The sequence below is a fragment of the Micromonospora sp. WMMD754 genome, from assembly GCF_049315235.1.
Taxonomy (GTDB): Bacteria; Actinomycetota; Actinomycetes; order Mycobacteriales; family Micromonosporaceae; genus Micromonospora; species Micromonospora sediminicola.
In genome coordinates this window covers 3720701-3741147 of sequence record NZ_CP186058.1, presented here as the reverse complement: position 1 = coordinate 3741147, position 20447 = coordinate 3720701, and the positions used below count along the sequence as shown (strand labels likewise).

The window sequence follows — 20447 nt, the reverse complement described above, 5'->3', positions numbered from 1 at the left end:
CGGACAGCGGCACGTCGGTGGTCATGGCTACCATCACGCGTCCAGAATCTTCACAGGAGCTGCCTTCATGTCCCAGCCGCCGTCCAATCCCTACCCCGGCAACTACCCCCCTCCCCCGCAGCAGCCCGGCGGCTACCAGCCGCAGCAGCAGCAGTACGGCGGCGGCTACCCGCCGGCTCCGCAGCAGCAGCCGCAGTACGGCGGTGACTACCCGCAGGTCCCGCAGCAGCCGCAGTACGGCGGCGACCAGCTCGGTGCCCCGGTGCCGCCGAAGAAGAAGTCCGGGGTCGGCAAGATCCTGCTGATCGTCCTCGCCGTCGTCCTGGTGCTCTGCGTCGGCGGCGGCGTCGCCTTCTGGCTCGCCGCGGGTGACGACGTCAAGGACGTCGTCACCGCCACCAAGACCCGGGTCGTCGAGCCGACGACGCTCGGCGGCCGGCCGAAGGTGAGCCAGCCCGAGCTGCAGAGCGCCGCGCTGCAGATGAAGTCCGAGTTCAGCAAGGACGTGCCGAACGCGACCAGCACGGCCGGCGCGTTCTACGGCGACCCGGCCAAGAAGGACCTGGTCATGATCGCCGGCGTCTCCGGCGTCATCGCCGACCCGAAGAAGGAGATGGCGGACGCCATCACGGCGATCACCCCCGAGCTGGGCGCCAAGGAGTTCAAGACGGTCGACGCCGGCCCGCTGGGCGGCGACGCCAAGTGTGGCGACGGCAAGACCGAGGGCATCCCGGTCGGCGTCTGCATCTGGGTCGACAAGGGCAGCCTGGGCATGGTGGTGATCTACTTCAAGTCCGCCGCCGAGCTCCAGTCGGAGTTCGTCTCGCTGCGCGGCGAGATCGAGAAGCAGGACTGACACCGCTCGCACACCGGGCCCCCGCCGACGGCGGGGGCCCGGTGCCGTTTCCGGGTCAGGCCGACGCGGCCCGCTCCGCCGGGCTGCGGCAGACGCAGAACTCGTTGCCCTCGGGGTCGGCGAGCACGACCCAGCCGGTGCCGTCCGGTCGGCGACGGTCGGCGACCACCGTGGCGCCGAGGTCGCGCAGCCGCACGACCTCCTCGTCCCGGGTGCCCTCGGCCGCGTGCAGGTCGAGGTGGAACGCGCCCTTGCCGTGGCGCTCCTCGGCCCGGACGAAGAGCAGGTCGGTGCCGTGCCCGTCGGGCGCCACGAGGACCGCCTCCGGGTCACCGGGGTGGTCGTCGTCGTGCAGCTCGCGGTCGAGCACGCGGCCCCACCAGCTGGCCAGCGCGTACGGGTCGTCGGATTCGACGGTCATGCAGTGCATCCGTGCGCTCACGGTGCATCCTCCAATGGGGAGTGCGCCCCGCCGGAGTGCGAGGTCAGCGGGGAACGCGGGGCGCGGGACGATTCGGAACGGACATCACCACACCCCCTTCCACACCCGGCTGACGTCATGATCCTTCCACCCTCCACCGCCCCTGACAAGGAGGGGCCCCTTGTTAACACCCGGGTGTTAACAAGGGGCCCCTCCTCTACCGGAGGCGTTAACAGGGGGCCCTTCCTTACGGGCCGACGAAGACGGCCTTCGCCCGCCAGTCGACGCCGTCGACCGCCGGACCGCTGCGCACCGTGAACGTCGCGGTCGGCGCGCCGTTCGCCCAGTCGGTGGCCGACAGGTCGCCGGTGTTGCGGTTGACCTTGTAGAGGGTGCTGCCCGAGACGAAGACCCCACCGGCGTCGACGAGACCGCCCGACCCGGCCACCGTGAACCGGTCCGCGCCGACCACGCCGCTGTCCGGGGTGAACCAGCGCCAGAACAGGCCGCTCTGCCCGGCGAGCGTGTAGTAGAGCCGCCCGTCGAGGTGGAACATCCCGGTCACGTTGGGAATCTCCGCGTAGAAGCCGGTGGTCACCCCGACGTACGTCTGCCCGGCCGGGCCGGAGTCGGTCTCCACCGTGTCCCAGTAGGCGTCGTGGTACGGGTCGACCAGCGCCGGCACGCCGAACGTGGTCCCGTCGAACGTGCGCCGCCAGAGCGCGCCGTTCAGACCGTAGAAGAGCGTGCCGCCGACCCAGAACGCACCCTTGACGGTGGACCAGGCGGTGGCGTCCGGGTTCGCCACCGGCGTCGCCGCACCGACGGTGGTGGCGCCGTCGTACGGCCGGGCCTGGACCTCGTCGCCGGTGCCGGCCGGCGGCGCCCCGGTCCTGACGATCTCGACGCCGTCGACCAGCGGGTTCTCCACCACGTGCCGGAACTCCAGGTCCACCGTGCCGTCGCTGACCACGGTGAACTCCCGCATGGTGCCGACGTTGTGCCCGACGCTGGCGGACAGGTCCAGGTCGTCGAGGACGGTGGCGCCCTCCAGCGCCACGTCGAACACGCGCTTGCCGGCGGTGCCGGTGCCGTCGTAGCGGTTGGCCAGGTAGAGCCGCACCTGCACCTCGGTCCCGGCGGGCACCGGGAACTGCCAGGCCATCTCCGGGGCGCCGGCCGGGTCGTACCGCTCGTCGCTGTAGAGCGCGGCCGGGGTGCCGGCCGGCACGGTCGCGTCCAGCGTGCCGACCGGCGCGAAGCCGGCGGTGGCGCTGCCACTGTTGTGGTACGGGCTCGGGTTGCCGCCGTCGTCGGCCGCCCAGTCCGGCCCACCGTCGGTGGCGGTGACCGCGGGGCCGCCGGCGTTGACCCGGTAGAGCACGTTCGTCGGCTTCGGCACGCCGGCCTGGTAGACCCGGCCCGGCAGGGTCGCCGAGGTGGTCGGGTGCGGGGCCGCGCCACCGGCCAGCGGGAAGAACGCGATCCGCTCCCGCCGGTACTGGAAGTTGCCGATCCACGAGGTGTCCCCGCCGATCCAGAGCCCGGTCGGGGTCACCAGCATCTCGGTGGCCCCGACGCCGCGCGGGTGCCGGCCCGGGTTCCAGGACAGCGGCAGGCCGGTACGCGGGTCCAGCGCGGCGATGCTGGCCCGGCCGACCGCGCCGGCCCGGGCGTTGTCGGCGCCGGTGCTGTTGTTCAGCCAGCGGAAGTGCCCGCCGACGTAGACCGCCTGTTCGCTGACGCCGACCGACAGGAACGTGTCGCCGCCGGTGTAGTCCACCCAGGTCGGTTGCTGGTCCGGGCCGGTCGCGGCGGCCTCCCACCGCGCCGCGGCGTCGCAGAGCGTGCCGCCGTACGGCGAGCCGGTGGTGACCACCACGAAGTAGCTGCTGTCCGGGGCGAACGCGATGTCCCGCATGTACGAGTCGAACGCCTGCCACTTGCAGCGCGGCGTGTAGCGGCTGGTGTTCCAGTCGGCCACGGTGGCGGCGGTGGCGCCCAGGTCCAGCTTGACGATCTGGTCGTGCAGCACCCCGTCGGCCTTCTTGAAGTTGCCGATCACCACGAGCGTCGTGCCGTCCGGGGAGACCGCCAGCTTCTCCGGGCCGACCCCGGCGTTGGACCCGCTGACCCCGTCGTAGTTGTGGTGCTCGGTCAGCGCGGTGGTGAGGTAGCTGTCGAGCGCGCCGGTGGTGGCGTTGAGCGAGGCCAGGCCGCCGCGCGGGTTGCTGTTGCCGGCCGTGGTGAAGATGCCGCCGACCAGCAGCCGGTTGCCGACCAGGGCGATGTCGTTGACCAACCCGTTGAACGCCGGACCGGTGAAGCTGGTGACCAGCGCGCCGGTGGCCACGTCGAGCAGGGCCACCTTGCGCCGGGTGACGCCGTTGACGGTGTTGAACTTGCCGGCGACGTAGACCGTACCGGCGGTCGGGCCGGCGACGACCGCGTACACCTCGTTGTCGACCACGGGCACGAACGCGGTGTCCACGGCGCCGGTGGCCTTGTCGAAGGCGAGCAGGTAGTTGCGGGTGATGTCGACGTCGGACCCGCGGTTCTGCACCGTGGTGAACGAGCCGGCCGCGATGATCTTCGTGCCGGCGTCGTGGATCGCGTCGACGCTGCCGTCCACGATGTCCGGCGAGGCGGTGGAGGGGACGGCCTTGACCACGGCGGTGTGGTCGGGCGCGGCGTTCGCGGGGGCGGCGGGGGCCAGGCCGGCGGCGGTGAGCGCGACCGCGGCGAGGGCCGCGAGGGCCCGGCGGCGCGGGGCGGAGGGGTGGGTCACTGGCAGCTCCGTGAGGTGAGCGGGGTGAGGCGTGTCGCTCCGCTCACCCTGGGCCACCGCTCAGCCGTCGTCCAGCGCCGGGCAAGCTTTCTGACCGACCACCGCGTCGCCACGGCCGAGCACCCGTCGCGGGCGGGCGGGACAGCCGGGCCGGGCCGCACGAAAAGGTGGGGACCCGTGGCCGGGCGGGCGGCGCGGGATCGGCGGTCAGGTGGCCGCGGGCGGGTCGGCCGACGGAAGGGTGACCGTCACCTCCAGGCCGCCGCCGGACTGGGCGACCGCCGTCACCGTGCCGCCGTGCGCGTCGCAGACGGCCCGCACGATGGACAGGCCGAGGCCGGAGCCACGGGCGCCGGTGCGTTCCTGGCCGCCCCGCCGGAACGGCTCGAACAGTCCGGGCACCTCGGCCGGGGCGACCTCGAAGCCGGTGTTCCCCACCACCAGCCAGGACCGCTGCCCGTCGGTGCCGGTGCGCACCCACATCCGCCCGTGCAGGTGGTTGTAGCGGACCGCGTTCTCCACCAGGTTCCCGGCCAGCCGGTCGAGCAGCCCCGGGTCGCCGACCACCGGCGCCGGCCGCAGCGAGGTCTGCACCCGCAGGCCGATCCGCTCGACCTCCCGGGCGACCGCGGAGAGCGCGTTGGCGGCGCCCACGGCGAGGTCGCTCTCCGCGCGCCGGGCCAGCCGCCGGCCGGTCTGCGCCTCGCTGCGGGCCAGCACCAGCAGCGCGTCGACCAGGCCGTTGGCCCGCTCCGACGCCTCCCGCACCACGCCGGCCATCCGCCGGTACTCGGCCAGGTCGGCGTCGTCGTCGCTGAGCGTCACGTCGATCTCGGTACGCATCACCGCGAGCGGTGTGCGCAGCTCGTGCGAGGCGTTCGCGACGAACCGCTTCTGCGCCTCGAACGCGGCGGTGATCCGGTCCAGCATCGCGTCGAACGTCTCGGCCAGCTCGGCCACCTCGTCGTCCGCGCCGGACCAGCCGATCCGCTCGTCCAGCGTGGTCTCGCCGAGCCGGCGGGCGGTGGCCGTGACCTGGTGCAGCGGGCGCAGCGCGCGCCCGGCCACCAGGTACGCCCCGGCCACCCCGACCACGCCGACGGCCAGCAGCGCCAGCAGCCCCTTGACCAGCAGCTCCCGGGAGGCGGCGTCGACCAGTTGCCGCTGCCACTGCCCGGCGTTGAGGGTGCGGCCGTCGGTGAGCACCACGGTGGTGCCGGGCAGCAGCTCGTCGGTGGGCCGCAACGCGTCGCGGACCAGCAGCCAGGCCAGCAGGACCAGGATCGCCCCGGCGCCGACCAGCAGCACGCCGTTGAGCAGGGTCAGTCGCAGCCGCAGCGTGGGGCGCACCCGCCGCGTAGCCATGTCAGGAGACCCCGCCGACGCGGTAGCCGGCGCCGACCACGGTGTCGATCAGCGGCGGGTCGCCGAGCTTCTTGCGCAGGGTCATCACGGTGACCCGGACGATGGTGGTGAACGGGTCGGTGTTGGCGTCCCAGACCCGTTCCAGCAGCTCCTCGCTGGACACCACCGCCCCCCGCGCCTTGAGCAGCTCGGCGAGCACGCCGAACTCCTTGTTGGTGAGCTCCAGCGGCACCCCGCCGCGGCTCACCACCCGGCGCGCCGGGTCGAGTTCCAGGTCGGCGACGGCCAGCACCGGGGGCGCGGCCGGGGTGGCGCGCCGGCCCAGCGCCTGCACCCGGGCCACCAGCTCGTCGAAGGCGAACGGCTTGGCCAGGTAGTCGTCGGCGCCGAGCTGCAACCCCTCGACCCGGTCGGCGACGGTCCCGCTGGCGGTGAGCATGAGCACCCGGGTCAACGCGCCGGAGGCGGCCAGGTCCGCGCAGATCCGGTCGCCGTGCACGCCGGGCAGGTCGCGGTCCAGGATCACCACGTCGTAGCGGGTCACGAACGCCGCCTCGTGCCCGGCGTTCCCGTCGTAGGCGACGTCCACCGCCATCCCGCGCTTGCGCAGCCCGCGCGCGATCGCGTCGGCGAGGTTCCGCTCGTCCTCGACCACCAGTACCCGCATCCCGGCCTCCCGCCTCGTGACCTCCCACAACCTACTGGCGGGGACCAAACGGCCGGCACGCGCCGCCGTTGCAGAAAACCTTCGGGTACGCGATGCTCCCCGACAAGAATCGACCAGCGCGCCGGCCGACGGCCGGACCCGAGCCGAGCGGAGCCCCGATGACCGCCGTCCACCCCGGCCGCGACGTGGCGTACCACCGGTTCCGCTTCCCGGCGGACCGGGACCGGGGCCGCGTGGACGGACTGCGCGCCGAGCCGGGCGGGCTGACTCCCGACGGGACCGCGGGCCCGGTCACGCACACCGATCCGCACTCCGGGACCACCGTCGACTACGCCGCGGGGACGTGGACCTCCCCGGTGGTGCCGGTCGGCTTCGCCGCCGCCGAGCTGGTGCCCTCCTGGACCGCGGACACGCCCCCCGGCTGCTGGATGCGGGTGGAGCTGCGCGGCTGGGCCGGTGACGCCGCCACCACCGGCTGGTACGAGCTGGGCCGCTGGGCGGCCGACGACAGCGCGGTGCACCGCTCGTCCGTGCCCGGGCAGGCCGACGGCCACGCCCGGGTGCTGGCCGACACGCTCCGCGTCACCGACGCGACGGTGACCGGCTGGCAGGCCCGGGTGACCCTGTTCCGCCGGCCCGACGCGCCCGCCGGCCCGGTGCTGCGCACGGTCGGCGTGGTCGCGTCCGCCGACACCGACGGCGACCCCGACGCCCACGGTGGCGCGGCGGAGGAGACCGGGGCCCGGGGTCGGGTGCTGGACGTGCCGCGGTACGCGCAGCGGCTGCACGCCGGCGGGGAGACCCGCTGGGGCGGCGGCGGGGACTCCTGGTGCAGCCCCACCTGCGTGTCGATGGTGCTCGACTTCTGGGGCGCCGGCCCCACCCCGGAGCGCTACGCCTGGGTCGACCCGCCCGGCCCGCGCCCGGTGGTGGTGCACGCCGCCCGGCACTGCTACGACCACGCGTACGCCGGGGCGGGGAACTGGCCGTTCAACACCGCGTACGCGGCGACGCACGGGGTGGACGCGTTCGTCACCCGGCTGCGTTCGCTGGTCGAGGCGGAACGGTTCGTCGCCGCCGGCATCCCGCTGATCGTCTCGGCGGCGTTCACCGCCGGGCAGGTCCCCGGGCTGGACTACGACACCCGCGGGCACCTCGTCGTGCTGGTCGGCTTCACCGACGACGGCGACCCGGTGCTCAACGACCCGTACGCGCCGGACGACGAGCGGGTCCGCCGGACCGTGCCCCGGGCGCCGTTCGAGGCGGCCTGGCAGGGCGGCAGCGGCGGGATCGCGTACGTGCTGCGCCCGGAGTCGGTGCCGCTGCCCGCGCCGCCCGCACAGCGCAACTGGTGATCAGCGGCCGACCGGCCAGATCGTCAGCCCGCCGTCCGGACGCAGGCACACCAGCACGGTGCCCGAGTCGGCGCACTCGTCCCACGAGCCGGGCAGGACCGCGCGGATCCGTGCCTCCGCGGCCGGCACGTCCAGCACGCCGACCAGCGTCCGGTCCGCGCTGAGGTGACGCAGCCCGAGCAGCCGGCCGGCCTCCCGGTCCGTGCCGGTGATCCGCCAGCGCCCGAGCCGGCCGAGCACCCGGCCGGTCGCCGGCTCCAGCACCCACCGGTCCAGCTCCAGACCGATCCCGGGCGTGGCCGCGAGCAGGCGGCCACCCACCGGGTAGACCCCGAGCCACCGCTCGTCGGTCCACGCCGGGCGCCCGGTCGCCGGGTCGAGCGTCCGCGCGCCGCCGACCTGGTCGCGCAGGCAGACCATGCCGGCACAGTCGGTGAACCAGAGCCCGGCGCGTTCCTGCACCGGCACGGTCCACCGGGCGTCGAGCCGGTCCAGCCCGTACGCGGTGACCGTGCCGGGACCGCCGTCGACCAGTAGCAGGTCGGCCACCACCTGCGCGTACCGGTAGGAGACGCCGTCCGGCGCGGCCGGCACCCGCCCGGTGTGCGCCAGCGCGCCGGTGTCCGCGTCGTGCACGGCCACCCGCCCGTCCGGCGCCACCAGCACGAGCTGGGTCACCCCGTGGCCGTCCGTCCGGTAGCCCACCCCCTGAGCCGGTATCGGCAGCGTCCACCGCACCGCCCCGGAGCCCGGGTCGACGGCCAGCACGCTGCCCGCGCCGGCCGCCCGGGGACTCTCCAGCAGCAGGCCGCCGGACGCGGTCGCGACCGGGTAGCCGGGCTGCCGCCAGCGCGACGCGCCGGTGGCCGGGTCGAGCAGCGTGGAGAGCGTGTCGCCGGCGCCGGCCGGGCTGCTCGTGACCAGCAGCCCACCGGCGGCGACGCCCAGCCCGAGCACGTGGTCGCCGGCGGGCAGGCTGAACCGCCAGAGCGGCTCCCCACCGGGCAGCCGGTGCCCGGTCACCACCCGGCCGCCCCGGCCGACGGTGCCCGGCCCGTCGGCCACCATCAGCCGGTCGGCGAGGACCACGAACGCGGCTCCCTGCGGTGCGGGCACCCGCACCGGCGCCGGCCGCCGGGCCGGCGCGGCCGCGCCGGTCACCGCGAGCAGCGCCAGGCAACCCAGCGCCACCACCCGGGCGACCCGACCCGGAGGGCGCCGGGGCGACGCGGGAAGCGGCTCGTCGCCGTCCCCGCCGTGCCGCATCTCACCCAGGTCGATGAGCGCGCTCACGGCAGCCGCCGCACCGCGAAGTCGCCGTCGCGGTCCCGGCACACCACGAGCGCGCGCCCGGCCGAGCAGTCGACGCCGGAGAGCACGCCCCGGACCGGGAGCCGGCCGGCGGGCAGGTCCAGCTCGGCGAGGAGCAGTCGCCCGCCACCCAGCGGCCGGGTCAGGAACAGCGGGCCGCCGACCTCGTTGGGCGGGACCGCCGTCCACCCTGCGAGATCTGCGACCAGCCGCCCGTCGTCGGCGTCCAGCACCGCCAGGTGACCGTCGTCGCTCTCACCGGCCCCGACGAGCAGCCGCCCGCCGTCCGCCTTCCACACACCCGCCCATCGGTCGGTGGCCCACCGGACCGCGCCGGTGGCCGGGTCGAGCCCCCACATGCCGCCGGTCTGCCGGCTGGCGCAGAGCACGTCGCCGCAACTGTCCACATAGTCCAGCAGCGGCAGGTCGGCGGTCCACCGCGACCGGAGCGTGTCCCGCTGGTAGGCCGCGAACCCGTCCTCCCGGATCTCCAGCACCAGGTCGCCGGCGGTCAGCACCCGCCGCTGGGTGGGCAGCTCCCCCGGATGCAGGTCACGGGCGGCCAGCCGCTCACCGGTGACCGCGTCCAGCACCACGGTCTCGCCGCTCTCCGGCACCACCAGCAGCCCTTCGACCCCCGCCGGCCCGAGGACGAACCGCAGATCCGGCGTCTCGGGGGCGGTCCACAGCGTGCGGCCGTCGGCGACCGCCACCCGGCGTACCTCCTGCGGGCCCGACGCGGTCGTCGGTTGGAGCAGGAGCGCGTCACCGGCCGGGTAGCCGAGCGCGTTCTGCCGCCAGCTGAGCCGGCCCGTCGCCGCCTCCAGGGCCACCGTCTGCCACGCCTGGTCGGGCCCGTTCGGCCCGGCGGCCAGCACCCGGTCGCCCATCTCCCACACCGAGACGACGTCGCCCGGGGTCGGCAGCCGGCTGCGCCAGCGTTCCCGCCCGTCCCGGTAGGCGACCACCTCCCGGAGCGCGCCGGGCCGCCAGTCCAACGGCCGGACCACGTACACCCGGTCACCGGCGACGAACGCGGACGCCCCGGTGCCACCCGGCACCGTCCACCGCGCGGGACGCGCCGGTGGCGTCGCGGACGCGAGCGTGACCAGCGCCACCAGCAGGACCACCAGGACGCGGAACGGCCGACCGACCGCACGCGGCGCCCGGCCCGGCACGTCGGACACCGTGTCGTCCCGCAGCTCACCCAGATCGATGACGGTCACGAGCACCCCTCTCCGCGCCGCCGGACCGTCGCCCGGTCGTGACCGGACCACGCCCGGACCGCCTGTACGATGGCCCGTCGTGGCCGTGCCGGTGGTGGACCCCTCGCTGAACTCCTCGTCCGTCGAGGTCGACACCGGCGTGTCCGACCCGCCGCGTCGGCCGCGTCGCCGACCGGCCCGTGCCGACGTGCTGGCCATCGGAGCCTATGCGCTGCTCGGTGTTCTCGTCTGCCTCAACTACTGGGGCGACGTGCAGCACCGGGTCTCCTCGCACCTGCCGACCGACCACAGCTGGTTCGAGTGGCTGTTCGCGCACGGCGCCTACTCGGTGCGACACCTGGAGAACCCGCTGTTCACCGCCCGGCAGAACGCGCCGGACGGGGTGAACATGATGGCGAACACCTCGCTGCTCGGGGTGACGCTGCCGCTGGCGCCGCTGACCATGCTGCTCGGCCCGCAGGTGATGTACGCGCTCTACCTCGGCGCGGCGTTGTCGGCGACCGCCGCCACGTCGTACTGGACGCTGTCGCGGCACCTGGTCCGCTCCCGCGGCGCGGCCTTCGTCGGCGGGGCGTTCCTCGGCTTCGCCCCGGGGATCGTGCACCACGCCAACGGGCAGCCCAACTTCGTGTCGAACTTCCTGCTCCCGCTGATCGTCTCCCGGGTGCTGCGCCTCGGCGAGCCGGGCCGCTGGCGGCGCAACGGCGTGGCGCTCGGGCTGCTGGTGGCGTACCAGATCTTCATCAACGAGGAGATGCTGCTGCTCACCGCGCTGGCCTGCCTGGTCGTCGTGGTGGCGTACGCGGTGCAACGCCCGCGCGCCACGCGGGAGCGGGCGGGCGCGTTCCTGGCCGCGATCGGGGTCGGTGGCGCTGTGGCGCTGCTGCTCACCGCGTACCCGATCTGGTTCCAGTTCAACGGCCCGCAGTCCTACCGCGGCCTGCAGGGCGGGGTCTTCCACAACTGGGGCGAGGACCTGATGGCCTTCGTCACCTTCGCCCGGGACACCGTCGCCGGGGACGAGGCGGTGGAGAAGACCATCGGGCTGACCGAGCAGAACACCTGGTTCGGCTGGCCGCTGGTGCTGGTCGGGCTGGTCGCGCTGGCGCTGTTGGTGCGCCGGTCGGTGCCGGCCCGGATCCTGGCCGTGCTGGTGGTCGTGTTCACGGTCGCCTCGATCGGGCCGAAGGTGCGCTTCGACGGGGTGGAGACCGGGGTCGACGGCCCGTGGGCGTACGTGCCGGACGACCTGCCGCTGGTCGAGATGATGATGCCGACCCGACTGAGCCTGGTGGTGGTCGGCGCGGTCGGCGTGCTGCTGGCGCTGGCCTGGGACGCCCTGGCCCGCGCCGGCCGGTCGCCGGTGCCCGCCCCGCGTGCCGGCGACGAGACCTCCGCGCCGGGCGCCGGGCCCCGTCGGCGGCGCGGGCTGCGCCTGGTCGGGTACGCCGCGATCGTGGCCGCCCTGCTGCCGCTGTTCCCGCGCCCGCTGCCGGCGCAGCAGATCGACCCGCCGCCGCACTTCGTCACCTCGGGCGGCTGGCGCCCCTACGTGCCGGACGGCCGAACTCTCGTCCCGGTGCCGATCCCGAGCAACGTGCACGGGCTGCCGACGCTGCGCTGGAGCGCGCTGACCGGGCAGGAGTTCCCGATCCCGGGCGGCTACTTCATCGGCCCGAACGAGCGGGGCGAGGGCGTCTTCGGCGCCCCGAACCGCCCCACCAGCACGTTGATCTACTCCACCATGGACGCCGACCGGGTCCCGGAGATCACCGAGGAGAACCGCCGGCAGGCCGTCGAGGACCTGCGCTTCTGGCGGGCGTCGGTGGTGGTGCTCGGGGCGAACCCGCGCGAGGCGGTGCTGCGCGACCTGATGACGGCGCTGCTCGGCCCCGCCCAGCGGGTCGACGACGTCTGGCTCTGGGACGTGCGCGACCGCGTGTAAGGAAGGGCCCCTTCTTAACGTATTCGGTAGAGGAAGGGCCCCCTCTTAACACAGGCGCGTTAAGAGGGGGCCCCTCCTTGCACCGGGTGCGTCAGCCGAGCAGGGGGCGGACGTCCCACAGGTGCCCGCCGGGCACGTCCCGGCCCGGGCCGACCAGGGCGTCCACGGTGGCGCGCACCGGGTCGGTCGGCGACGAGTCGGCCTGCACCAGCGCCGCCGCCCGCCAGTGCCGCAGGTCCTCGACCGCCTGCCGGCGCTCCACGTCGCCGACCGGCGGCACCTGGCCGGTCTCGGCGGCCCGGCGCAGCAGCAGCGAGGTGGGTCGGTCCGGCGCGCCCCAGCGGGCGGTCGGGTCGGTCGCCGAGCGCGGACCGATGAAGTAGCCGCCGGGCGCGTCGAACGCCAGCCCGGTGCGCGCCGACCAGAACATGGCCGGGCTGACCGCCGCCCCGGTCACCGGCGGCACCGGCACCAACGTCCGGCCCGGCGGGACGTACGCCTGCCAGCCGCCGCCGGACACCACGGCCGGCACCGGCGTCACCGGCACCGTGCGGATCGGCGTCGGGGTGAGCGGCAGCAGCGCGGCGGCGACCGCGCCGGCCCACGGCGCCCAGGCGCGCGTGCCGGAGCGCCGGACCCGGTCCACGGCCAACGCCAGCAGCACCCCGCACACCGGTACGCACACCAGGGCGAACCGCGCCGGCACCACCAGGTCGAGCAGCGGCACCCCGGTGAGCAGGCGGTAGGGGCCGGGCACCCCGGTGTCGTGCCGGTTCAGCACCACGCTCGCGCCGAGCGACAGCAGCGCGAACAGCAGCCCGCACGCGGCGAGCGCGCGCACCAGCGGTCGGCGCCACAGCCGCACCACCACGAGCAGCGCCAGCAGCGGCAGGAACGGCCCGAAGAACGAGTTCTGCTCGGTCGGGTTCGGCGACAGCAGCCCGGCGCGGTGGGCGTCCCCGGCGACGGTCTGCCGCGCGGTCGCGGTGAACGAGGCCAGGTCCAGCCGGTACCCCAGGGTGTGGAACGGCATCCCGCTGTAGTGGCCCGGCCCGAAGAACTGGAACCACAGCGGGTACGCCAGCAGCACGCCGGCGACCAGCGCGCCGATGCCCAGCCGGCGGGCCACCACCGGGACCAGCCGGCGGGCGGCGGCCCGGTCGGCCAGCGCGTACGCCCCGGCGAGCACCCCGGCCGCGAGGGCCAGGAACACCAGCACCTCCTCGCCGAGGAAGACCTGGTAGGCGACCGCCAGCCCGAGCAGCACGCCGTCGCGGCGGACCCGGTCGGTGGCCGGCCGGAACACCAGCGCCAGGATCACCGGCACCAGGAACTGGGCGGCCATGTGCAGGTGCGCGCCGGCCTGGGCCACCATGCCGGGGGCGAAGCCGCAGACCAGGCCACCCACCGCGGCGGCGGCCCGGGAGCGGACCAGCCGGCGGGCGAGCAGCGCGTACCAGGCGGCGGCCGTGCCGGCGAGGCTGAGCGTCACCGCGACGAGGAACGCCACCTGGGAGCCGAACGCCACGGTGACCGGGGTGAGCGGCACGCCCAGCCCGAGCACCGAGGTGTTCGCCATCAGGTTCACGCCGTCCGGGGCGTTCAGCGCGGCGCTCCACAGCGGGTTCTCCCCGCCGGTCACCGCGCGGGCCGCCCGGGCCAGCATCCACTCGAACAGCATCTGGTCGCCGGCCTGGTGGAACAGCCGTTCCGGCCGGCGCCACTGGTCGGTGGTGAGCAGCACGGCCAGGCCGAGGTAGCCGGCCACCACGAGCGCGTCGACCGGGCGGGGCCGCCACCGGCGCCGGGGCGGGCGGCCGGAGCGGTCCGCCGCGGTCAGACGGAGCGGCTGGTCAGTGTCCGGACGTCCCACAACCACACGTCCAGCTCCTGCCGGCCGGGGCCGACCAGCTGCTCCACGGTCCGGCGCAGCGGCTCGGCGTTCTGCTCGTTCAGCGGCAGCACCACCACCGCCGCGTTCCAGTGCCGCAGCTCGTCGAGGAAGCGGCGGCGCTGCCGGTCGTCGAGCTTCGGCGTACGCCCGGTGGACGCCACCTCCTCCAGCAGGTCCCCGATGCCGCTGGGCCGGCCGCCGAAGCGGCCCGGGTCGCCGGTGACGCCGTTGCGCGGGGCGAGGAAGTAGCCGCCGGGGATCTTGAAGTCGAGGTCGGTGCTGGCCGCCCAGCGCATCGGGTCGGTGTTGCCCATCGCCGGCACCGGCACGGAGACCAGCGTCTGGTCCGGCCCGACGTACTGCCGCCACCGGTCGGCGGTGATGAACTCCGGCACCGGCGGTCGGGTGGTGACCCGCAGCGGCATCGGCGCGATCGGCAGCAGCGCGAAGACCAGGCCGGCGGCGGTCAGCGTGCGGGCGGTGCGCCGGTCCACGCCCCGCAGCACCCAGGCGCTGCGCACCGCGTACGCGAGCAGCACCGCGACCGTCACGCCGGTGATCATGCCGAACCGGGTCGGCACCACGGCGTCCAGCAGCGGCAGCCGCACCAGCAGCTCCCACGGCCCGGTGACCAGCTCCCGGTCCCACCAGGAGATCCGCTCGCCGAGCGAGAGCACGGCGAAGAACAGCCCGGTCGCGGCCAGCGCCCGGACCACCACGTCCCGGCGCAGCCAGACCACGATGCCCACGGCGAGCAGCGACAGGCTCCAGCCGAAGAAGGCGTTCTCCTCCGAGTAGTTCGGGGCGAGGTTGACGTTGGCCCGCTCGTTGCCGCCGAAGGTGGGCGAGCCGGGGGCGAAGAACGCGGCGATGTCGTTGCCGTAGTCACGCACCGTGTCGCTGAGCCCGTGGTACGCCATCGGCCCGGCGAACTGCACCCAGAGCGGGTACGCCAGCAGCGCGCCGGCGAGCAGCGCGCAGACCGCGAGTCCGGCGCCGAGCGGCCGCCACGCGGCGGCCCACCGCGCACGCTGCTGCGCCAGCACGGCGAGCAGGAACACGCCCAGCGCCATGGCGGTGAAGAGCAGGATCTCCTCGTTGATGAACGCCTGCGCGGTGACCAGGAGCGCGAGCAGCGCGCCGTCGCGGACCGGGCGGGTCGACCGGGTCAGCACCAGCACCCGCCAGACGATGAACGGCAGCAGAAACTGGCTGATGATGTTCGGGTGCCAGTTGGCGTGCGACAGCATGGCCGGTGAGAACCCGCAGAACCAGGCGCCGACGGCGGCGGCCGGCCGGTGGCGCACCAGGTGCCGGGAGAGCACCCGGTACCAGGCGGCGGCGGTGCCGGCCAGGCCGAGCGTGACCAGCGTGACGAAGGAGACCGCCGGTCCGAACAGGAGGGTCACCGGCACCATCGGGATGCCGAGCGCCAGGATGGCGGTGTTCGCCATCAGGTTGACCCCGTCGGGGTAGTTGAACTGCTCGGTGAAGAACGGGAACTCGCCGTGCAGCACCACCCGCACCGAGTGGGCGAGGAAGAACTGCACCTGCGCCGGGTCGCTGCTGTAGAGCGCGGCCACCCGGCCGGCGGGGTCGGCCCAGATGCCGCTGGTCACCCAGATCGCGGCGAGCAGGAAACCGCCGTACACGACGAGGTCGATCCGGCGGCGCGTCCAGCGCCACCGCCACCGGCGACGCGCGGCGGGCGCGGCCCCGTCCGCCGGGTCGGCGGGGGGCGGCGCATCGGCGGGGGCCGACGGGTCGGCCGGGGCCGGCGGGTCCGGCCGGGTGACCGGAGGCCGGTCGAGGGTGACGGAGCGGGGTCCCGTCGGGGCGTCGGCGGCCGGCGTCGAGGCGCCGCGGGTCTCGGCAGGCGTCACAGTCGGCGGAGTCTACCGGAGCCGGATATTGGCGCACGAATCGCGCGTCACGTTCCGCGACGAACGGGTGAGCCGGGCTCGGCCGGGCGACCGGTCGTCTCGTACCATGTGGGCTTCCGACCGACGACCGGCGAGGGGATCAGGGTGGTTTCAGCCCGCCGAGGCGCTACGACGGGCACCGCGCTGGCCGCGCTGCTGCTGGTCACGGTCGGTTGCGGACCGGTCGCCGACCGGCAGCCGAAGGACCTGCGGGTCGGCTACGACAGCCTGGACGGCACGCTGGCGGTCTGGCCGCCGCGCGGCAGCCTGGCCCGCGACGCCGCCGCCACCGCCGGGATCACCGAGGCGGTGCGGGACTGGCGGTCCCCGGTGGACGACCGGGTGCACGTGCCCTCCTCCGGCATCCTCTTCTCCGGCCAGGTCGCCGGTTCCGCGCTGGCGCTGGTCGCCGCGGACGTGCCCGGCGAGGCCGCCTCCTGGCTGCTGCAACTCGACCGGGACGGGCAGCGCTGGCGGGTGGCGCACGCCACCGAGTACACCGACCCCGGCTACCTGGTCTACTCCGACGTGCTGCCGGTGCGCCAGGCCGAGGGCCGCCGCTACCTCACCTCCGCCCGGGTCGAACGCCTGCTCGGCCCCGACGGCCGGGTGCTGGGCGGCGCCGACGGCGTGACCGACCCGGTCGCCGTGCCGGCCTGCCGGGCGGTCGAGCTGACCGCGACGCTGCGACCCACCCCGTCGCTGCCGCGCGGCCGGGCCGCGGACCGCGTCCTCGACCTGGGTACGGCCACCGAGGCGCCCCGCTACCCGCTGGTGCGCGACGAGAGCGGCGCCGGCAAGCGGGCCCTCGCCGGGCTGGACACCTGCGCGCTGGCCGGTGAGCGGGGCCCGTTCGGCAGCCTCCCCCGCCGCCTCGGTGACCGCGAGGCGCCCCGTTCGGCGCCCGAGTCCTGGCCGATGGCGAAGATCGCGACCCGGTCGCTGGGCGAGGTGGCCCTGGGCGGTGGGGAGCCGGGCGACCTGGAGCAGCTGAGCTGGGAGACGGCCACCGGCACCATGACCGCGGTGGTCTACCGCCCGGCCGGCGGCGGCACCCCGGTGGTCTCCCCCGCCGACCGGTCCACCACGCTGCAGGCCTACCACCTGCCGGTGCCCGGGCAGCCGCTCGCGGTGCTGACCTGGCGTACCCGGGACGCGTCGTTCGCCGCCCCGCCCGGCACCACCCGCCTGGTCGACCGACCCGGCCTGGTGGTGGTCGAGCAGACCGACGCCAAGCAGACGTTCAGCCTGGCCGGCACCGAGAAGACCTGGTACCGCTCCCTGTCCGCCCCCCGCTGACGGCGAGCAACCGCGCGCCCGCGTCGGAGGAGACGCCATGGTCGAGATGATCCGTCGGCTCTACGCCCGTCGCCTACGGGCCGGACTCGTCGACGCGACGCTGCCCCGGCACGTCGCGATGGTGATGGACGGCAACCGTCGCTGGGCGCGGCAGATGGGGTTCGACGATCCCTCGGTGGGCCACCGGTACGGCGCGGCGCACCTGCACGAGGTGGCCGGCTGGTGCGCCGAGCTGGGCATCCGGCAGATCACCCTGTTCGTCGCCTCGGTCGACAACGTACGCAAGCGCGGCTCCGCCGAGGTGGCGCACCTGATGCGGTTGGTCGAGGAGGTCATCGCCGAGCCGCTGCGGCGACCGGACAGCCCGTGGCGGCTGCACGTGGCCGGCCGGACCGACGTCCTGCCCGACTCGACCCGGTACGCGTTGAAGCTGGCCGAGGACGACACCCGGGACCGGGCCGGCGGCTTCGACCTGACCGTCGCGATCGGCTACGACGGTCGTACCGAGATCGCCGACGCGGTCCGGCGCCTGCTGCACCACGAGGCGGAGGCCGGGGCCACCCTCACCGACGTGGCGGACCGCCTCACCGCCGACGCCATCGGCGCGCACCTCTACACCGGCGACCGACCGGCCCCCGACCTCGTCATCCGGACCAGCGGGGAACGGCGGATGTCCGGCTTCCTGCTCTGGCAGGCCGTCCACTCGGAGCTGTACTTCTGCGACGTGTACTGGCCCGGCTTCCGTGAGGTGGACTTCCTCCGGGCCCTGCGCACCTACGCCACCCGCACCGCCCGCCCCCCACCGTGCCTCGAGGCGGGGTCAGGGGTGGTGGAGGCGCATGCCCAGGTAGGGGGCGTCGGCGGGGCCGGGACGGGTGGTGCCGTCGGGGCGCCAGCCGTGCCGGGTGTAGAAGGCGCGGGCCCGGGTGTTGCGCTCCCACACCTCCAGCACCCCCACCGCCAGCCCCTCGGTCTCCAGGTGGCGCAGGAACAGCCCGTGCAACGTGCTGCCGACGCCACGGCCCCAACAGTCCGGGTCGACGTGGATCTGGTAGAGCTGCGCGGCGTCCACCTCGGACGAGTGCGGCGGGCCCATGGCCAGGAGACCGACCACCCGCCCGTCGACCACGGCGCAGCGGACGTGCTTGTGCGGCGCGGCGATGGCCGCCGTCCAGCCGTCCCGCTGTTCCCGGGCCAGCTCCGGGTCGACGATCTCCCCGGTGGGCAGCCCGCCCGCGCCGTAGTAGGCGACGCGGGCCCGGGTGTGCAGGTCGACGATGTCGTCCAGGTCGGCCGGCGCGGCCTCACGCACGTCCACGGCACACCCCATTCAGGCAGACGGCCCCGGGAAGCCCCGGAACGGCGCTCGGGCGGCCCCGCGGGAAGCGGGACCGCCCGAGCACCGTATCCGGATCAGTTCTGCGCCGTGGCCCCGTCGGTGGCCGGGTCGACCGGCGCGGCGTCCAGGCCGGAGATCCAGCCGGTGACGTCACGCGCCACGTCCTGCGCGGTCAGCCGCAGGTCGGCCAGGATCTGCGCGCGGGTGCCGTGCGGGTGCCAGTCGGCCGGTACGCCCAGGTCCTTGACCGGCACCCGGACGTCGGCGTCACGCATCGCCTGGGCCAGCGCGGAGCCGACGCCACCGACCCGGACGCCGTCCTCGACGGTGACCACGAGGCGGTGCCCGGCGGCCAGCTCGACCAGCTCGGCCGGGACCGGGCGGACCCAGCGCGGGTCGACCACGGTGACGCCGTAGCCCTGCTCGGCGACCCGGCTGGCGACCTCCATGCCCAGGGCGCCGAAGGAGCCGACCGCGACCAGCAGCACGTCGGTACGCGCCGACTCGGCCAGCACGTCCACCGGGCCGACCCGACGCACGGCCGGCAGGTCGGCGGCGACGGTGCCGGTCGGGAAGCGCAGGATGGTCGGGCCGTCGTCCACGGCGATCGCCTCGCGCAGCTCCTCGCGCAGCGTGGCCGAGTCGCGGGGCGCGGCGATGCGCAGGCCGGGCACCACGCCGAAGACCGACATGTCCCAGACGCCGTAGTGGCTCGGCCCGTCGGGGCCGGTGATGCCGGCCCGGTCCAGCACGAACGTGACCGGCAGCTTGTGCATGGCCACGTCCAGCAGGACCTGGTCGAAGGCCCGGTTGAGGAAGGTGGCGTAGACCGCGACCACCGGGTGCAGGCCGCCCATGGCCAGGCCGGCGGCGGAGGTGGCCGCGTGCTGCTCGGCGATGCCCACGTCGTAGACCCGCTCCGGGTACTTGCGGGCCAGCGTGGCGATGCCGGTGGGCTCGGCCATGGCGGCGGTGATGCCGACCACGTCCGGACGCTCGTCGGCGATGCTCACCAGCTCGTTGGCGAAGACGTGGGTCCACTTCACCGACGGCGCGGCGACCAGCTGGCCGGTCTCGACGTCGAAGGCGCCGCCGGGGCCGTGCAGGCAGTCCGCCTCGTCGTCCTCGGCCGGGCGGTAGCCGTAGCCCTTGCGGGTGACCGCGTGCACGATCACCGGGCCGCCGAAGTTCTTCGCCGCGCGCAGCGCCGCCTCGACCGCCGGCACGTCGTGGCCGTCGACCGGGCCGACGTACTTGATGCCCAGGTCCTCGAACATCGCCTGCGGGGCGACCGCGTCCTTGATGCCCTTCTTGACCGCGTGCAGCACCTCGAACATCGGCTTGCCGACGAACGGGGTGTTGCCCAGCGCGTCCTTGACCGTGTCGAGCACCTTCTCGTAGCCGGGGTTGAGCCGCAGCGACGACAGGTGGTCGGCGAGGCCGCCGATGGTCGGCGAGTAGGACCGGCCGTTGTCGTTGACCACGATGACCAGCGGGTTGCCGGCGGTGGCGATGTTGTTCAGCGCCTCCCAGCACATGCCGCCGGTGAGCGCGCCGTCGCCGACCACGGCCACCACGGCCCGCTTCTCGCCGCGCAGCGCGTACGCCTTGGCCAGGCCGTCGGCGTAGGACAGGGCGGTGGAGGCGTGCGAGTTCTCGATCAGGTCGTGCTCGCTCTCCGCCTGGCTGGGGTAGCCGGAGAGGCCACCGCGCTGGCGGAGCTTGTCGAAGCCCTCCTGCCGGCCGGTGAGGATCTTGTGTACGTACGCCTGGTGACCGGTGTCGAAGAGGAGCCGGTCGCGCGGGGAGTCGAAGACCCGGTGCATCGCCAGGGTCAGCTCGACCACACCGAGGTTCGGACCGATGTGCCCGCCGGTGCGGGAGACCTTCGCGATCAGGAAGTCACGGATCTCGGCGGCGAGGATGTCCAGCTGCTCGGCGGTCATCCGCTTCACGTCCTGCGGGCCGCGGACGGTGCCCAGCAGCCGACCGTGGTTGGCCGTGCCCTCTTCAACACTCATGACCGGAGAGTCTATCGGCCGCGCCACAGTCCGCAGCC

At 74.8% G+C, this 20447-nt stretch carries 14 protein-coding genes and 1 pseudogene; 5 read left to right on the top strand and 10 right to left on the bottom strand.

The annotated features are described in order from the left end of the window. Window positions 1-67: 67 nt before the first annotated feature. Window positions 68-856, top strand: a complete 789-nt coding sequence (locus ACN27B_RS18145; protein ID WP_422741062.1) for a hypothetical protein — start codon at window positions 68-70, stop codon at window positions 854-856. Between the two features lie 55 nt (window positions 857-911). On the opposite strand, the gene ACN27B_RS18140 is transcribed toward ACN27B_RS18145, so the two are convergent. The 4 genes from ACN27B_RS18140 to ACN27B_RS18125 all read right to left on the bottom strand — a co-directional run bounded on the left by ACN27B_RS18140 (window position 912) and on the right by ACN27B_RS18125 (window position 6097). Continuing rightward, window positions 912-1298 carry a VOC family protein gene (locus ACN27B_RS18140; RefSeq protein WP_099161973.1) on the bottom strand — a complete coding sequence of 129 codons (387 nt, stop codon included), beginning with the start codon at window positions 1296-1298 and terminating at the stop codon, window positions 912-914. Window positions 1299-1524: 226 nt separating this feature from the next. Continuing rightward, entirely contained in the window at window positions 1525-4065 is a 2541-nt protein-coding gene (locus ACN27B_RS18135) for a malectin domain-containing carbohydrate-binding protein (protein WP_422741061.1), read from the bottom strand. Window positions 4066-4272: 207 nt separating this feature from the next. Then, on the bottom strand, window positions 4273-5430 hold the full coding sequence (locus ACN27B_RS18130; protein WP_172967828.1) for a sensor histidine kinase: 1158 nt from the start codon (window positions 5428-5430) through the stop codon (window positions 4273-4275). A 1-nt stretch (window position 5431) separates the two neighbouring features. Further along, window positions 5432-6097 carry a response regulator transcription factor gene (locus tag ACN27B_RS18125; RefSeq protein WP_099161975.1) on the bottom strand — a complete coding sequence of 222 codons (666 nt, stop codon included), beginning with the start codon at window positions 6095-6097 and terminating at the stop codon, window positions 5432-5434. Between the two features lie 158 nt (window positions 6098-6255). On the opposite strand from ACN27B_RS18125, the gene ACN27B_RS18120 reads away from it, so the two are divergent. Next, complete coding sequence (locus ACN27B_RS18120; RefSeq protein WP_422741060.1) at window positions 6256-7452, top strand: C39 family peptidase; 1197 nt, start codon at window positions 6256-6258, stop codon at window positions 7450-7452. Here the strand turns inward: ACN27B_RS18120 and ACN27B_RS18115 are convergent, their stop codons facing one another. Both ACN27B_RS18115 and ACN27B_RS18110 read right to left on the bottom strand, forming a co-directional pair. Then, window positions 7453-8745, bottom strand: coding sequence for a PQQ-binding-like beta-propeller repeat protein (locus tag ACN27B_RS18115; protein ID WP_099161977.1), 1293 nt, complete (start codon window positions 8743-8745; stop codon window positions 7453-7455). It lies immediately after the preceding gene. Beyond that, window positions 8742-9989, bottom strand: a complete 1248-nt coding sequence (locus ACN27B_RS18110) for a PQQ-binding-like beta-propeller repeat protein (RefSeq protein ID WP_422741059.1) — start codon at window positions 9987-9989, stop codon at window positions 8742-8744. Before ACN27B_RS18110 ends, ACN27B_RS18115 begins: the two co-directional genes overlap by 4 nt. A 91-nt stretch (window positions 9990-10080) precedes the next feature. Between ACN27B_RS18110 and ACN27B_RS18105 the strand changes: the two genes are divergently transcribed. Continuing rightward, the gene (locus tag ACN27B_RS18105) at window positions 10081-11934 is read left to right on the top strand and encodes a hypothetical protein (protein ID WP_172968010.1); all 1854 of its coding nucleotides are present in this window, start codon (window positions 10081-10083) and stop codon (window positions 11932-11934) included. Between the two features lie 91 nt (window positions 11935-12025). Here the strand turns inward: ACN27B_RS18105 and ACN27B_RS18100 are convergent, their stop codons facing one another. Both ACN27B_RS18100 and ACN27B_RS18095 read right to left on the bottom strand, forming a co-directional pair. Next, the gene (locus ACN27B_RS18100; protein WP_422741058.1) at window positions 12026-13813 is read right to left on the bottom strand and encodes a hypothetical protein; all 1788 of its coding nucleotides are present in this window, start codon (window positions 13811-13813) and stop codon (window positions 12026-12028) included. After that, window positions 13771-15711: a hypothetical protein gene (locus ACN27B_RS18095; RefSeq protein WP_422741057.1), complete on the bottom strand. Its 1941-nt coding sequence runs from the start codon at window positions 15709-15711 to the stop codon at window positions 13771-13773. Before ACN27B_RS18095 ends, ACN27B_RS18100 begins: the two co-directional genes overlap by 43 nt. 144 nt (window positions 15712-15855) lie before the next feature. On the opposite strand from ACN27B_RS18095, the gene ACN27B_RS18090 reads away from it, so the two are divergent. Next, complete coding sequence (locus ACN27B_RS18090) at window positions 15856-17049, top strand: hypothetical protein (protein WP_422741056.1); 1194 nt, start codon at window positions 15856-15858, stop codon at window positions 17047-17049. Between the two features lie 37 nt (window positions 17050-17086). Further along, window positions 17087-17785 (top strand): annotated as a pseudogene (gene uppS, locus ACN27B_RS18085) (polyprenyl diphosphate synthase); the annotation flags it as partial. Window positions 17786-17869: 84 nt separating this feature from the next. Here uppS and ACN27B_RS18080 read toward each other — a convergent pair. Together ACN27B_RS18080 and dxs are read right to left on the bottom strand one after the other, a co-directional pair. Then, window positions 17870-18367, bottom strand: coding sequence for a GNAT family N-acetyltransferase (locus ACN27B_RS18080; protein ID WP_422741055.1), 498 nt, complete (start codon window positions 18365-18367; stop codon window positions 17870-17872). A 95-nt stretch (window positions 18368-18462) separates the two neighbouring features. Continuing rightward, entirely contained in the window at window positions 18463-20409 is a 1947-nt protein-coding gene (gene dxs, locus ACN27B_RS18075) for a 1-deoxy-D-xylulose-5-phosphate synthase (RefSeq protein WP_422741054.1), read from the bottom strand. Between the last annotated feature and the right edge of the window lie 38 nt (window positions 20410-20447).